Below are 13,669 nucleotides of genomic sequence, written 5' to 3'. Positions count from 1 at the left end.
ACGCTTCCTCCCCACGGTCGGTCACCCTTCCGCAGTTGCGTTTCGCTTCGCTCACTGTGGTCAGCTCGCGACGGGACTTTCACCCGCAAGAGTGCGCCCATGCTGGGCGCACAAAAAGAGGCCGGCATGTAGCCGGCCTGAACTATTTCTGTCTACCTGGGAGAAATAGCGGGACATTCGGGCCGCTCGGAGCAGCGCTGCTGCCTCGAGCGAGTGATGCCACTTTACCCATGCGGCGCCCCCGCCGCGAGCGGAATGTGACGAACTGCGTTTTGCCGCGACGGGCGGTGCAAAGCATGGAATGGGCGGCGCTGGCGGCGGGAATCCCCTACCTCCCCCACGGTCCTCATAACTCTTTGATTCTGTTGAATGCTCGCCCTTGCGTGGCGCATCACGGGCTTGAGCGCAGCAGCGAGGCCTTGACGATCCTGCCATGATGCCAGCGTGGTCGAGTTGCGAATCAGGTGCACGATTCAGGCCTGGATTTGTTCCTGCGGGGTAAACAGTCGATTCATCTGCAGTGCTGGAGTCGCGTTACTGCTTTCCCTAGAAGAGTACAGAATGAGATACCGGGACGTTGTGCATAATCAACGTCGACCTTGTATCGCTGGCGCAAAGTACCTTTTGGAAATTTTCCACGAAGGTGCCAACAGCCCTTATAAGGCGACGACATGTTCGCAATTCTCGGAAGTATCTGTGTCGGCGATAAGACCTCTTGCGGTGGAACAGTAATCACCGGATCGCCCTTTTCGACTGTAAAAGGGCGGGAAATTGCCCGAATTGGTGACAAGATCGCCTGCAAGAAAAGCTGCGTTATCGTTACCGGTAACTTGACGGAGATTATCGACGGTTCGGCAATGGCTCTGCACGGTGCTCAAACCTCTGCGGGATGCACCTGCCTTTCTAACAACAATGATTTTCATGGAGACGCGCACGCGGCAACAAGCATCGCCCAGGTGCCAGTCGCAGCTGATGCTGGCATTGCATATATTCCTGATACAGCCGACCTCTTGAATGAAGAGCATTGGATTGAATTCCAGCTGACTGATGGCAAGGACAGCCCTATCGCTAACCAAACGTTTGTTGTCGTTGATCCGAACGGTGCTGAGTATCACGGGCGGCTCGACCAGAATGGCTTTGCCCGGGTCGCACCAGTTAAAGCTGGACAGTGCCAAGTCAATTTTCCCGAACTGGGGCACTCGATGGTTATAGACTCATGCCGATCCTGAGCGTACCGGCGAGAACCGCGAAAGAGGGCGTCGCGATCTCTACGAATAAGCGCACCACAATTCAGGTGCGGCTGGCGTCTGTTGAGCTGCTGGTCGGTGGGCCGTACGGTGACCACACCTACGGTCATGCCGCACTTCGCGTAACCACAGCAGAACTTGATCGGGTGTTTGACTACGGCCGCTACGGCAACGCGTGGGGCTTCGGAAAATCCGAGGGGGAAGGAATATTAAGAATTTGGACCAACTTCAATGCTTATATTGCCGAAGAAAATGCTTTGGGACGGGGCACGACAGGATTTGTTTATGAGACTACGGACGAAAACGCCCAAAAGATATTGGAGTTCTTCGATAAAAAAATTGCCGGTAAGCCGGTACTCTCGGATAGACCTATCAAAAAGGTTGTTAAGATTGATACCTACTACGCCCTTGGGCCAAATTGCACGACGCTAAGTGTTGCGGCGATCAAGACTGTTTTTCCTGATATTGACCGAGATTGGTCGGCATTTCAAAAAGGACGCGGTCTCGGAGTAATGGAAAAGGCTGCAGTCTCAGCTAAAGGCTGGCCGAACTACATCTTCATGCCTGCGGATTTACAGGCGATGCTAGAAAGTCCTTCGGCTAAAAAGGCGAAAAAAATCAACAAGTATGGAGGCAAGCAGTGAACGTACCGCGCATTCTCGGCTTCACAGCCCTCCTGGCGGCCATATTCGGTGGCGGCATGATATTTCAAAAATTTGGAGTTCCAATGATGCAGAAAACAACCTACCTAGTATTGCAGGAGCCACTGCTGCTGGAAGTCCTTGAGCCTGAAGCACAGCAGAGGGACTACCACATGCTGCCTTCTGGGACCGCCCTTTACAAGGACTATGCGTTCCCTGAGGGTCATACCCGGTATATCGTTTATGTCAACATTAAGGCCCAGGTTGCGACCAAAACGGTAGTTTCCGACAAGCCGAACTTTATCGCCCCCCTATGGGGCGAACCGGTGAGACCTGAAGACCTTCCGTTGTTACTGGCGGACACACCGGTTTCTAAAGAGGATCTTGTCCGGATACTAAAGGCGCGCAAGATGACTCGTGAAGACCTGGCACAGATCGTCAGGGAATGGAAAGACTGACGTCTCTCATCTAATACGCTTCATCTCATCAGGCAACTTGAATGGCGTATCCGTGCTCTCGCGGCGCAATGCCGAGCGGAGAGATTTGTTTATGCGGCGAGCGATGTTCTTGGTGTTTATCAGGCTCATCGGGGCAAGCCGAGCGCCACTACCTCATCAATCGAAAGCTTCCGCGCGTTCGGCGGCGGGAATCGCCCCCCGCGTCCAAAAAAGAAGGGCCGGATGATTGATGATCCATCCGGCCCTGCTTGTTCAGCGTTCCTGCTCGCGCTCGCCGCGCGCTTCGCGCGCCCGTCCTTCGCGCTGGCGTCCCGGCGGCGGGCCGGACTGCTCAGGCATTGGTGCGGCCACGGCGCGTGGTGCAGGCGGCGCCACGGCTTGCGGCGGCGGAGCAGCAGGACGCGGCGGCGGGGCCATGACCTGGGGCTGCGGTGCCTGCATCTGTGCCTGCACCTGCGGCTGCGGCATCGCCTGCGGGCGCTCGCGGCGGCCCTCGAAGCGCTCGCCCCGGTCGGCACGGTCGAAGCCGCTGCGATCGTCGTCGCGTTCGCCACGGCGCCAGCCTTGCGGCCGGGAAGGCTGGACCACCGCCGCTGCCGGCGCCGGCGCGGTCGTGATCGCACCGGGCTGGAAAGGCGCCTGGGGTGCAGGCGCTGCCGCCACCGGCGCACGCGGCACCGGATTGGTCGTCAGCACCGGCTGGCGCTGGCCGCGATTGAAACGGTCGTCGTTGCGGCCGCGGTCATCGCGGTCGAGGCGGTTCGGGATGCCGTCGCCGTCGCGGTCGCGGTCGACGCGGTTGCGGATGCCGTCGCCGTCGCGGTCACGGTCGGCGCGGTCGGGAATACCGTCGCGATCAAGGTCGCGGCGCGCACCGGTGCCGCGCCATCCCTGCGGCGGCGGCGGCGCCGCACCCGGCGCGCCCGGCAAGGCCAGTTGCGGCGTTGCGCGCGGTACGTTCGACACCACGACCTGCCCGCGCCCGCCAAAGTTCGCGTGCGGGACCACGGTCAGTCCGCGCTGGCGGTAATCCGGCTTGCCCGGTCCGTCGCCACGGTCTCCGTCGCGGTCACGGCGGTGGTCGTCGCGGCGGCCGCCATCGCGGTCGCGCCAGCTGTTCATCCGGCGCAGGCGTTCGTCCGACAGCCGGTAGCCCGGCACGAAATGGTCGCGCGGACCGAGCGGATACCAGCCGGTCGCCGGACGCGAGCCATGCAGGTTGAAATTCACGTTCCAGCCGCTGCCGCCGACCCAGCCGACCAGCGCCGGCGCCCAGATCGGGCGGCGCTCGCGCTGGCCCGGCGCCCAGGCCCAGCGGTTGCGCACATGCACCCAGCGACCGTAGTGCGAGGGCGCATAGCCCCAGGGCGCGTTGTCGACCCAGGTCCAGCCCCAGGGGGCGATCCAGGTCCAGCGGCCGTCGCGGTAGGGCACCCAGCTGGTGGCCACTTGCGGGATCCACAGCGCGCCGTATTCGGCGTCGTCCTGCCAGATGCCGTGGCGGTCCAGCTCTTCGTAGCCGGTCATCTCGGTGGTGACGTAGCGGCTCGAGCGCGCGCTGTCGTCCTGGCGGTCGCGCGCCAGCGCCCAGTCGTCAAAACTGTCGCGGCGGGCCTGCAGGGTACGCACGTCGTCGTCGCGCAGCTCGGCACTGCGGCCGGCACGCACCGTGAGGCTTGCGCCGCCGCCGTCGACCTGGGCTTCGCCGTCGAACACGCTCACCACGCTGGTGTCGCGCACGCGCTCGGCGTCCACCCGCAGGCGGCCCGGTTGCAGCATGCGCACGCGCCCCTGCGGCGTGACCAGCTCGAATTCGGGCAGCACGTCTTCGCTCAGGATGCGGATGCTGGCGCTGCCGTAATGCAGGCGCAGGCGCAGGCTGTCGTCATCGAGCTCGGTGACTTCGAGCGAGCTGTCGCCGTCGACCCGGATCGCGGTCGAGCCGATGCGCAGCTCGGTGCGGCCGTTGGGCGCGGTGGTGATCAGGTTGCGTGTGGTGACCGGCCAGTTCACCAATGCCTCGGTGGCGGTGTCGCCCACGTCGGTGCTGATGCTGACCTTGCCCTGGGCGAGCGAGACGCGGCCGACGCGGCCCGGCGGCTCGGTATCGAGCATGCCTTGCGCCAGCGCGGCAGTGGATAGCGCCGTGAGCGCGAGCATCACGGCAGTCTTGGCGAATCGGTTGTTCATGGTGTGCTCCGGCTGGAGGTCTGCAAAGGGCGTGGACGAAGTACGGCTACCAGATTACAACGCACGGGGGCGCACAACGACTACGGTACTTACAGAAAGTTGCAACTGCTGTGTAACGGATACACGGATCCGGCACCCGTCCTCAGGCGCGGCGTCCTGGCTCGACCAGGAACAGCAGGGAGCCCATGAGCACCAGCACGGCGCCAAAAATGCGGTTCTGGATCTTCACGGCGCGCACGTCGCGCAAGAAGCGCTGCATCGACGAAGCCAGCGCGGCATAGCCGTGCATGACGATCGAGTCGATGGTCACCATGGTCACGCCCAGGATCGCCAGCTGCGGCAGCAGCGGCGCGTCCTTGGAGATGAACTGCGGCAGCACCGCCACCATGAAGATGATGCCCTTCGGGTTGGTGGCGTTGGTGAGGAAGCCGGTCATCACGCGCTTGCCGAAGCTCGGGTGCGCGGCCAGGCCGGCGGTGTTCACCGAGGTCGCTTCGGCCTTGGCGCGCCAGGACTGGATGCCGAGCCACATCAGATAGAGCGCGCCGATGGTTTTCACGATCGTGAACGCCACGCTCGATGCCAGCAGGAGCGAACCGACGCCGGCGCCGGCGATGACCAGCACCAGGATCAGGCCGAACTGCAGGCCGAGCACGGTGGCGCTGGCTTTCTTCAGGCCGTAGGCAAGCCCGTGCGACATCGACAGCACGGCGCCGGAGCCGGGCGAAATGGCGATCAGGGTGCCGGCGATGACAAAGGCGATCCAGGTGGCGAAGCTCATGCTGCGGGCGGGGAGAATGGGGAGAGGAGGGGACAACGAAAAGGGGCCGGCGCGCGCGTCCGGGGAGTCCGGTGCGCAGCGCGAGCCCTGGGACCTGCCTTACTTCTTCTTTGGATTGACGGCGGCTTTCAGGGTCGCGCCGGCAGCGAAGCGTGGGGACTTCGATGCAGCGATCTTGATGACCTCGCCGGTTGCCGGGTTGCGGCCCTTGCGCGCAGCGCGCTTGGTGACCGAGAACGTGCCGAAGCCGGTGATACCGACGGTGTCACCTTTCTTCAGGCGCTCGGTGATGATCTCGATGATCGTGTTCACGGCGCTATTGGCGGCAGCGCCGGACATCTCGGTGCGCTTCGCGAATTCCGCGATCAGTTCGCCTTTTTTCATAAGTCTCTCCGGGGTTAAAAGAGCGGGAAGATTAGCATAAATATTGCTATGTGTAATCTCGCTCGCCGGAGGCGAATCCAGTCCGGGTCTTAAGCGAGCCCGGTTTCACCGGCCGGTGCGGCCAGGCGGTGGCGCAGGGCGGCGTTGATCAGGGTCTGGTAGCCGGTGCCGCAGCGCTCGGACAGGTTGCGGAATTCGTTCAGGACTTCGTCGTCGAGGTAGATCGTGATACGGGTCTTGCGCTTCGGCGGGCGGACACGGCGCGCCGGTGCTGCAACGTGGGCTGCCTGCAGGGTCGATTCGGTATTCATGGCGTCTCCTTCGGTGGGCGAGGCTGCTGTACCGCAGCCAACAGTGTGCAATATACGGTCGCGCCCCTGCCTGCGCCCGCCAAAAGCGACGAGATGCAGATTTACGCGACTGGAATGCAAAAAGCCGCGCTGAACCGTGTGACTGGGAATCCTGCCTCCGGTAAGATGATGCAAACTTGACACAATTGGAGCAATCAATGGCTGGCAGCCTGCTGTTATTACTGGACGACATCGCAAGCGTCCTCGACGACGTAGCGGTAATGAGCAAAGTGGCGGCGAAGAAGACCGCCGGCGTGCTTGGCGACGACCTGGCGCTGAACGCCCAGCAGGTGACCGGCGTCCATGCCGAGCGCGAAATCCCGGTGGTGTGGGCGGTGGCCAAGGGCTCGTTCAAGAACAAGGCGATCCTGGTGCCGGCGGCGCTGGCCATCTCGGCCTTCGTGCCCTGGCTGATCACCCCGCTCCTGGTGATCGGCGGCGCCTTCCTGTGCTTCGAGGGCGCCGAGAAGCTCGCCCACAAATTCCTGCACAAGGAAGAATACACCCAGCACAAGGCCGAACTGTCGGCCGCCCTGGCCAATCCTGCGGTCGACATGGTCGAACTGGAAAAGGACAAGATCAAGGGCGCGGTGCGTACCGACTTCATCCTGTCGGCGGAAATCATCGTGATCGCCCTGGGTACCGTGGAAAACGCCCCATTCAGCCAGCAGGTCATGGTGCTGGTCACCATTGCGCTGGCGATGACGATCGGCGTGTACGGCCTGGTGGCGGCCATCGTCAAGATGGACGACGCCGGCCTGTACCTGAGCCAGAAGGCCGGCGGCCTGGCGCGCAACACCGGCAAGCTGCTCTTGGCCACGGCCCCGCGCCTGATGAAATTCCTGTCGGTGGTGGGCACCGCGGCCATGTTCATGGTCGGCGGCGGCATCATTGCCCATGCCTGGGCGCCGCTGCACCATTTCTCGGAAAGCACTGCCGGCATGGTGGCGGGTGTACCGGCGATCGGCGGCGTGCTGGCGGCGATCGCGCCGACCGTGGTCGATGCGATTGCCGGCGTGATCGTCGGTGCGCTGGTGCTGGTGGTGGTCACCCTGGTGCAGCGCATGCGCGGCAAAAAGGCCGTGGCGCACTGAGCACCGCCTGCTTCCTGGAAAACGCGCCCCGGCAACGGACGGCGCGTTTTTTTCTTCTGGCCTAGACTGATGGCGGCGTCGGCTCGTCCTTGCGCGTCAGGGCGGTCCCGGCAGCCAGTCCGAGCGCCAGCGCTGCGTAGACGATCGCCAGGCCCGGCGTGGAGATACGCTTCTCGTAGCCCGGCTGGAAGCGCCTGGGAGTAAGCTTGTAGTCGGCAAACGCGGCAAAGGCCGAGGTGGCGGCAGAGGCAGTCAGGATGCCGACTGGCGTCTTGCGGTCCAGGTATTTGCCTGCCACTTTTTCGAACGCGATGGACCAGAAGGTGGAACTGGCATGGTGGATCAGGTAGCCCGGGACGGTGTAGCGCATCGAAGGCTTGTTGTGCAGGGCCGCGTTCTCGCCGTTCACGTAATGGCTGACTGCATTGGTCGGCGCGAAAGCGCTGCCGGTTTCCTTCTTGCCGACAATGGCCAGCGCCACCGTCGACAGGATGCTCGAGGCGGCGCCGGAAACGATGCCCCGCTGTAGTGTCGTGGTCCAGTCTTGCATGAGATCCCCTTCAGATTCGGTAACAGAATGCATGGATGTGAATGTTGTTGGCTTGACCACAATACCGAACAATCCGTTCGGCTGGCGCGCCGATTTGCGAGTGCAGCGGCGAGCGCAGCGGCCGGGCCCGTCCGAAATACATAACAAGCTGATTTAAAAGGAGAAAATCATGCTGGCTTACCAGATTCTTCCCGGTGCGAACATCGACGGGCTGCAGTGTGTGGATTACCCGGACCGCGACCTGGCGCTGGGCGAGGTGCGCATCCGCGTGCATGCGGTGTCGCTGAACTATCGCGACCTGATGGTCGCCAGCGGTAACTACCTGGTCAACGTGGACGACCCGATCATCCCGTGCTCGGACGGCGCCGGCGAAGTGCTGGCGACCGGGCCGGGCGTGACGCGCGTGCAGGTGGGCGACCGCGTCGTCGGCTCGTTCTTCCCGCATTGGGCCGACGGCAAGACCTCGCCTGAGAAAATCCGCCGTTCGCTCGGCGGCGACATCGACGGCATGCTGGCCGAAGAAGTCGTCCTGCACGAGGACGCGCTGGCGAAGATCCCGGCCAGCCTGAGCTTCGTGGAAGCGTCCACCATGCCCTGCGCCGGCGTCACCGCCTGGAATGCCATCTTCGTGTCGAGTAACGGCATCAAACCGGGCGACACCGTGCTGCTGCTGGGGACCGGCGGTGTCTCGGTGCTGGGCATGCAGCTGGCCAAGGCGGCCGGCCTGCGCACCATCATCACCTCGTCCAGCGACGACAAGCTGCAGCGCGCGCGCGAGCTCGGCGCCCACCACACGATCAACTACCAGGAGATCCCGGAATGGCATGAGGAAGTGCTGGCCCTCACGCAAGGCAAGGGCGCGGACGTGGTGCTGGAAGTGGGCGGCAAGGGCACGGTCAACCGCTCGGTGTCGTCGGCGGCGATGGGCGGGACGGTGGCGATCATCGGTGGCGTGAGCGGCTTCGGGGGCGAAGTGAACCCGGCATCACTGCTGGCCACGGCCAAGCGCCTGGTCGGCATTTTTGTCGGCAGCCGCGGCATGCTGGACGAGGTGATGCGCTTTGCCGACGTGGCCGGCATCAAGCCCGTGATCGACCGCGTCTTCCCCTTCGCCCAGGCCCAGGAGGCTTACCGCTACATGGAATCGGGCTCGCACTTCGGCAAGGTGGTGATCGACGTGACCGGCCGGTCTTGATTACCGCTTGATCGGTACCAGTTCGATCTCGAACACCTTCGGCCACAGCTTGCCGGTGACGAACAGGCGCCGGCGCTTGCTGTCCCAGGCGATGCCGTTCAACACGGCGTCCGGGTCGGCGGTGCGGCGCTGCGCGGGCGGCAGCAGGCCCTCCAGGTTGATCACGCCCTTGACCTTGCCGCTGGCCGGGTCGATGCGGATGATCAGGTCGCTGCCCCAGACGTTGGCAAACAGTTCGCCGTCGACCATTTCGAGCTCGTTGAGCTGGGTGACCGGCTTGCCTTCGTGCGTGACCTGGATGCGGCGCAGTTCCTGGTAGTTGTTTGGCGCGAGGACGCGGATAGTGGCGCTGCCGTCGCTCATGTAGACCTGCTTCGCGTCGCTGGCCAGGCCCCAGCCTTCGCCCGCGTACTTGAAGGTGTTCTTCAGCCTGAAGGTCTTCATGTCGAAGACATAGCCGACCTGCGAGGTCCAGGTCAGCGCCACGATGTCGTGGCCGACCGGGGTCGAGCCTTCGCCGAAGACGTCGGCCGGCATGTCGGCTTTTTGCAGTACCTTGCCGCTGCCCAGGTCCACCCTGCGCAGCGAGGAGCTGCCGGCGCGGCCCGTGGTCTCGAACAGGTGGCCGTCGCGGAAGAACAGGCCCTGCGTGAAGGCCTTCTGATCGTGCGGGTAGGCGTTCTTGACGACGAAGCCGTACAGGGGAACGGCCGCCTGGGCGGCGCCGGCGAGCGTGCAGGCGAGGGCGAAGGTGGCGAGTCGTTTCAGCATGGTGACGACTGTAGCATGACCCTATTTAAAACAGCGAGAGGTTCGACGATTCAACTGGCGCCTTGCGCACCGTCTGCGGCGCCGCCCAGTCCTTCATGCGCCCCGCCGGATACGGCCGCAGGAAGCTGCGCGCCATCTCCACGTCGCGGCAGGCCAGCCAGTCCCCGACTTCATCGGGCGCGATCACGACCAGCGAGCGCTTTTCGTCGTCCGGCTTGTGCATGCGCGACATGAGCGGGTGGTCGTCGGCATTGATCGTGATCTGGGTGAACGAGGACGACATCGCGCCATCGGCATCAACCCAATCGCGCCACAGGCCCGCTACAAAAAACAGGCTGTCGTCCTGCATCCCGATCGCGTGGCGCTGCGCGCGGCCGCTTTCGTAGCAGGGTTCGTAGAACCAGGCCATCGGCACGGCGCACAGCTGCAGCCGGCGCCAGGCTGGCGCGAACGAACGCCGCTCGCCCAGCGATTCGGCGCGCGCATTCATTGTGTCGAAGGGCTTGACGCCGGGCGGGATGTGCCGGCGCGGCACCATGCCGTAGCTGGCCAGGCAAGGCTCTATCCCGCCGTCGCTGCCGCGCTTGACGATCGGGGCCAGGTAATCTTTCCAGACTTCGTCGGGCCAGCGCCAGTCGGCGGGTAAATCGCTGAAGGCGCCGAGCGTGCCGAATTGCTCGCGGGTGGGGGTGTGGTAGTTGACGCACATGATGTGGCCAGCATAGTGCTGCGGACGCAGCTTGGCAACCGCCGGCGCGGCTAGTAGTAGGCAATCAGCCGCCCGGCGGTGATCACGGCAATCCACAAGGCCAGCGACAGCAGCGCGTGCAGCACGGCCACCGGCGGCGCACGCCCGGTCCAGGCGTCCGCCTGCCGGTAAGGCCCGGCATGGAAGGCGAGGGCGTTGATGCCCGCAACCAGGATCAGGCCGAGCTTGAGCAGGAAGACGCGGTTGGCCAGCAACGCCACCGGATCGGCGATGAACAGCAGCAGTCCGGTAGGCACGACCAGCAGCATGCTGCCGGCCGACCAGGGCAGCAGGTGGCGCGCCAGCGCCTTGACCGGGAGCTGGCGGCCGAAGCCGAGCACGCGCAGGTCGAACATCGCCACCGCCCCCACCAGCACGGCAAAGCCGAGGATGTGGAGGGTCTCGACGATCGGGTAGAGCCAGGGGTGTTCGCGCAGGGCCAGCGCCAGCGGCAGGGACGCGGCCCAGGCGGCCGTCTCGCCTGCGCGCATGTCTTGCACCGGAATCAGCGCAGCTCCGTGGTCTTGTCCTTGATCGTGATGCGTTCGGCGCGCAGCTCGTCCGCCTTGCTGCGGTGTGGATAACCCATCACCGTGGCCTGGGCGCCGACCGCCAGGTTTTCCTTCGGCAGGCCGCGGTTTTCCATGCGTCCGGGCGGGGCCAGCACCACCAGCCAGGTCTTGTCGGCCGTCTTGAGGCGAACGTAGCCATGCGGCTGCATGTAGCCGGACTCCGCGATGGTGCCGGCCAGCGTGAGCGGTTTGTCGGCGTTGTACTCGCTCCAGCCGTGGTGGGCGGAGGCTGTGGTGGCCACCAATGCGGCCAGCAGGAACCAGCGTTTCATGGGCACACTCCAGTGATGGAAAGGACAAGCCATTCTACGCCCGGGTGCTGCGAGCCACCGTCAGTTTTCGGCGACATGCGCGCACGGCTGCGGGATCGGCTAAGCTGAGCATTCATCGACCTTGCACCCTTCCGCCATGCCGAACCAGCGTCCCGCCACCCAGGCCGACCTTGCCGCCATGTGGGCCTTGCGCACCCGTGCGGTCCGCGTTTCCTGCGCCTCGCATTATCCGTCCGAGGTGATCGACACCTGGTGCGCCAGCCCGGCGCCGGAATCGCTCCCCGGCCTGGTGGCCGCCGGCGGCGCCCTGGTGGAGGAACAAGATGGATGCATGCTCGGCTACGCCATCCTCGACCTGGACAGCGGCGAAGTCGATGCGGTCTTCGTCGATCCAGGCCAGCAGGGACGCGGCATCGCCTTGCGGCTGCTGGCGGCGCTCGAAGCGATGGCGGTGGCCCGCGGCTTGACACGGCTGTTTCTCTCGGCCTCGCTCAACGCGGTGCCCTTCTACGAACGCGCAGGTTTTGTCGCGCTGCGCGAAGAGCTCTACCCGCACCGCAGCGGAATCGCGCTGCGCTCGGTCTTCATGGAAAAGCTGCTTCCATGCGGCCCGCATGGACCGGGGCAGGGCGGCTCGGTAGACTAGCCGCGACACTTCGGGAGACAAGATGCACCGCATGTTTTTACCTGCCGCGCTGCTGGCGGCCAGCTTCGGCATATCCGGTTCCGCGCAGGCCGCCGAGGCGTGCAGCGGTATCGCCGCCGACCTCGCGGCCATGACCGGCGCCGACCAGGCGCTGCGGCATCGCCTGGACTTCCTCGATCCGGAGAATCCTGCGCAGGTGAAGCTGCGCGGGCAGCTGATGCTGGTCGACCGTACCAACACCGAACGCCTGAAGGCATGGGTGGCGCGCTGTGGGTGGCCGACCAAGGCAAAATTTGGGGAACAGGCTGCGGGCAGCGCCTGGCTGCTGGCACAGCATGCAGACCATGACACCGCGTTCCAGAAGCAGGCGCTGGTGCTGATCGAGCAGGCGGCCGCCGCGAGCGGCGAAGGCGTAAACAGCAACCTGGCCTATCTCGCGGACCGGATCGCGGTGGCGGAAAAACGCCCGCAGCCCTATGGCACGCAGCTCGAGTCGACATCCAGCAACCCCTGCGACCTCGATTTCTCGCCGCTGGAAGACCGGGCGAAAGTGGAAGCGCGCCGCGCGGCGCTCAAGATGCCGCCGCTGGATGCCTACAAGCGGATGGTGCTGGACATGCAGCATTGCCAGGGCATGGTCAAACGACAGTAAATGTCATGTCTGTTCAGGGTGTTGATTGTGCTGCGTTGATTTCGGCGGCCAGGGCGGCCACCAGTTCGCCGGCGGGCATGCTGCGCGCCCGGGCGAAGCCGGTGCCGCCCCAGTTGACGGAGTAATCCTGGCTGCCCTTGCTGGACGCCGCGGCCTGCAGCGCCTTGGCGGCGTCGTAGGCGATCGGATAGTCCGGCAGCGGCGGATGGCCGGGTGCGCCGATCTCGGTAAACAAGTGGTTGACGATGCCGCGCGCGGGCCGTCCCGAAATGACCGGCGTGAGTTCGGTCTGCAACCCGGCGCCCTGCGCGATCAGCGCGCGGTGGTGCGGCGGCGCCGAGGATTCCGGGCAGGCGATGAAGGCGCTGCCCATCTGGACTGCGCTGGCGCCATGCTGGAGCGCGGTGCGGATATCGTTCCCGTCCATGATGCCGCCGGCGGCCACCAGGGGCACCGACACCTTGCCGGACAGCCGGCGCAGCAAGTCGAACGTGGACAGCGCCGCGTCTGGCGCGGAAGGATCGAACATGCCGCGGTGCCCACCCGCCTCGATGCCCTGGGCGACGATCACGTCGATGCCGGCCGCTTCGATCTGCAGCGCTTCTTCCAGCGAGGTCGCGGTGGTGAACAGCACGATGCCGGCCGCTTTCAGCGCATCGATCTGCCTTTGCTCCGGCAGGCCGAAATGAAAACTGACCACGGCAGGGCGCTCGGCCAGCAGCAATTCGAACATCGCCTCGTCGGACAGGAAGCTGCGGTAGATCTCGGTCAAGCCCGCCGGCGGTTCGGCGCCGAAGCGGGCGAAATGCGGGCGCAGCCATTCCAGCCAGGCCGCTTCGCGCGCCGGGTCGCTCCTTGCGGGCGCATGGGTGAACACGTTGACGTTGAAGGGCTTGTTCGTTTTTTCGCGCACGGCGGCGATGGCCGCATGCGCCTGCTGCGGCGTGCTCGTGCCCACTGCAATCGAACCGAGGGCGCCTGCTTCCGACACGGCCGCGGCCAGCGCGGGGGTCGAGACCCCCGCCATCGGGGCCTGGATGATCGGGTGGCGGATGTTCAGCATCGACAGCAGGTTGGCGCGCATGATCGGCTCCGGCGAAAGGAAGGTCGGAACACGA

At 64.7% G+C, this 13,669-nt stretch carries 17 protein-coding genes; 7 read left to right on the top strand and 10 right to left on the bottom strand.

Going from position 1 to position 13,669, the window contains the following annotated elements; translation table 11 throughout:
- Nucleotides 1–671: 671 nt before the first annotated feature.
- From AC56LR_RS16010 to AC56LR_RS16000, 3 genes are read left to right on the top strand one after another with little or no spacing between them, the layout of a single operon-like run.
- The gene (locus tag AC56LR_RS16010; RefSeq protein ID WP_497131816.1) at nucleotides 672–1,229 is read left to right on the top strand and encodes a PAAR domain-containing protein; all 558 of its coding nucleotides are present in this window, start codon (nucleotides 672–674) and stop codon (nucleotides 1,227–1,229) included.
- The gene (locus AC56LR_RS16005) at nucleotides 1,217–1,891 is read left to right on the top strand and encodes a hypothetical protein (protein WP_497131815.1); all 675 of its coding nucleotides are present in this window, start codon (nucleotides 1,217–1,219) and stop codon (nucleotides 1,889–1,891) included. The genes AC56LR_RS16010 and AC56LR_RS16005 overlap by 13 nt, the downstream gene beginning before the upstream one ends.
- On the top strand, nucleotides 1,888–2,346 hold the full coding sequence (locus AC56LR_RS16000) for a hypothetical protein (RefSeq protein WP_497131814.1): 459 nt from the start codon (nucleotides 1,888–1,890) through the stop codon (nucleotides 2,344–2,346). Before AC56LR_RS16005 ends, AC56LR_RS16000 begins: the two co-directional genes overlap by 4 nt.
- Nucleotides 2,347–2,598: 252 nt before the next feature.
- Here the strand turns inward: AC56LR_RS16000 and AC56LR_RS15995 are convergent, their stop codons facing one another.
- The 4 genes from AC56LR_RS15995 to AC56LR_RS15980 all read right to left on the bottom strand — a co-directional run bounded on the left by AC56LR_RS15995 (nucleotide 2,599) and on the right by AC56LR_RS15980 (nucleotide 6,012).
- The gene (locus AC56LR_RS15995; protein WP_497131813.1) at nucleotides 2,599–4,536 is read right to left on the bottom strand and encodes a DUF6600 domain-containing protein; all 1,938 of its coding nucleotides are present in this window, start codon (nucleotides 4,534–4,536) and stop codon (nucleotides 2,599–2,601) included.
- 142 nt (nucleotides 4,537–4,678) lie between these two features.
- Nucleotides 4,679–5,317, bottom strand: a complete 639-nt coding sequence (locus AC56LR_RS15990; RefSeq protein ID WP_497131812.1) for a LysE family transporter — start codon at nucleotides 5,315–5,317, stop codon at nucleotides 4,679–4,681.
- Between the two features lie 99 nt (nucleotides 5,318–5,416).
- A complete protein-coding gene (locus tag AC56LR_RS15985; RefSeq protein ID WP_497131811.1) occupies nucleotides 5,417–5,701 on the bottom strand; it encodes an HU family DNA-binding protein in 285 nt (94 codons plus the stop codon).
- Nucleotides 5,702–5,790: 89 nt separating this feature from the next.
- Nucleotides 5,791–6,012 carry a BrnA antitoxin family protein gene (locus AC56LR_RS15980; RefSeq protein ID WP_497131810.1) on the bottom strand — a complete coding sequence of 74 codons (222 nt, stop codon included), beginning with the start codon at nucleotides 6,010–6,012 and terminating at the stop codon, nucleotides 5,791–5,793.
- Nucleotides 6,013–6,209: 197 nt separating this feature from the next.
- On the opposite strand from AC56LR_RS15980, the gene AC56LR_RS15975 reads away from it, so the two are divergent.
- Entirely contained in the window at nucleotides 6,210–7,145 is a 936-nt protein-coding gene (locus AC56LR_RS15975; RefSeq protein WP_497131809.1) for a DUF808 domain-containing protein, read from the top strand.
- Between the two features lie 61 nt (nucleotides 7,146–7,206).
- Here the strand turns inward: AC56LR_RS15975 and AC56LR_RS15970 are convergent, their stop codons facing one another.
- The gene (locus AC56LR_RS15970) at nucleotides 7,207–7,695 is read right to left on the bottom strand and encodes a hypothetical protein (RefSeq protein WP_497131808.1); all 489 of its coding nucleotides are present in this window, start codon (nucleotides 7,693–7,695) and stop codon (nucleotides 7,207–7,209) included.
- Between the two features lie 169 nt (nucleotides 7,696–7,864).
- Between AC56LR_RS15970 and AC56LR_RS15965 the strand changes: the two genes are divergently transcribed.
- Nucleotides 7,865–8,890, top strand: a complete 1,026-nt coding sequence (locus AC56LR_RS15965) for a zinc-dependent alcohol dehydrogenase family protein (RefSeq protein ID WP_497131807.1) — start codon at nucleotides 7,865–7,867, stop codon at nucleotides 8,888–8,890.
- Here AC56LR_RS15965 and AC56LR_RS15960 read toward each other — a convergent pair whose 3' ends face one another.
- The 4 genes from AC56LR_RS15960 to AC56LR_RS15945 are packed head-to-tail and all read right to left on the bottom strand — an operon-like array spanning nucleotide 8,891 to nucleotide 11,253.
- Nucleotides 8,891–9,661 carry a glutaminyl-peptide cyclotransferase gene (locus AC56LR_RS15960; protein ID WP_497131806.1) on the bottom strand — a complete coding sequence of 257 codons (771 nt, stop codon included), beginning with the start codon at nucleotides 9,659–9,661 and terminating at the stop codon, nucleotides 8,891–8,893.
- Nucleotides 9,662–9,686: 25 nt separating this feature from the next.
- Nucleotides 9,687–10,370, bottom strand: a complete 684-nt coding sequence (locus AC56LR_RS15955) for an SOS response-associated peptidase (RefSeq protein ID WP_497131805.1) — start codon at nucleotides 10,368–10,370, stop codon at nucleotides 9,687–9,689.
- Nucleotides 10,371–10,420: 50 nt separating this feature from the next.
- Nucleotides 10,421–10,900 carry a DUF6644 family protein gene (locus AC56LR_RS15950; protein WP_497131804.1) on the bottom strand — a complete coding sequence of 160 codons (480 nt, stop codon included), beginning with the start codon at nucleotides 10,898–10,900 and terminating at the stop codon, nucleotides 10,421–10,423.
- Between the two features lie 14 nt (nucleotides 10,901–10,914).
- Complete coding sequence (locus AC56LR_RS15945) at nucleotides 10,915–11,253, bottom strand: DUF6152 family protein (protein WP_497131803.1); 339 nt, start codon at nucleotides 11,251–11,253, stop codon at nucleotides 10,915–10,917.
- A 121-nt stretch (nucleotides 11,254–11,374) separates the two neighbouring features.
- Here AC56LR_RS15945 and AC56LR_RS15940 point away from each other — a divergent pair, with 121 nt between their 5' ends.
- Both AC56LR_RS15940 and AC56LR_RS15935 read left to right on the top strand, forming a co-directional pair.
- Nucleotides 11,375–11,899 (top strand): GNAT family N-acetyltransferase, encoded by a 525-nt coding sequence (locus AC56LR_RS15940; RefSeq protein ID WP_497131802.1) that lies wholly within the window; start codon nucleotides 11,375–11,377, stop codon nucleotides 11,897–11,899.
- A gap of 22 nt (nucleotides 11,900–11,921) precedes the next feature.
- Nucleotides 11,922–12,551: a DUF6624 domain-containing protein gene (locus AC56LR_RS15935; RefSeq protein WP_497131801.1), complete on the top strand. Its 630-nt coding sequence runs from the start codon at nucleotides 11,922–11,924 to the stop codon at nucleotides 12,549–12,551.
- Nucleotides 12,552–12,564: 13 nt separating this feature from the next.
- Here the strand turns inward: AC56LR_RS15935 and AC56LR_RS15930 are convergent, their stop codons facing one another.
- Nucleotides 12,565–13,635, bottom strand: a complete 1,071-nt coding sequence (locus tag AC56LR_RS15930) for an NAD(P)H-dependent flavin oxidoreductase (protein WP_497131800.1) — start codon at nucleotides 13,633–13,635, stop codon at nucleotides 12,565–12,567.
- Nucleotides 13,636–13,669 lie beyond the last annotated feature (34 nt).

It is taken from the genome of Telluria sp. ZT3P39 (assembly GCF_059685935.1).
This window is presented reverse-complemented; position numbering and strand designations above follow the sequence as displayed.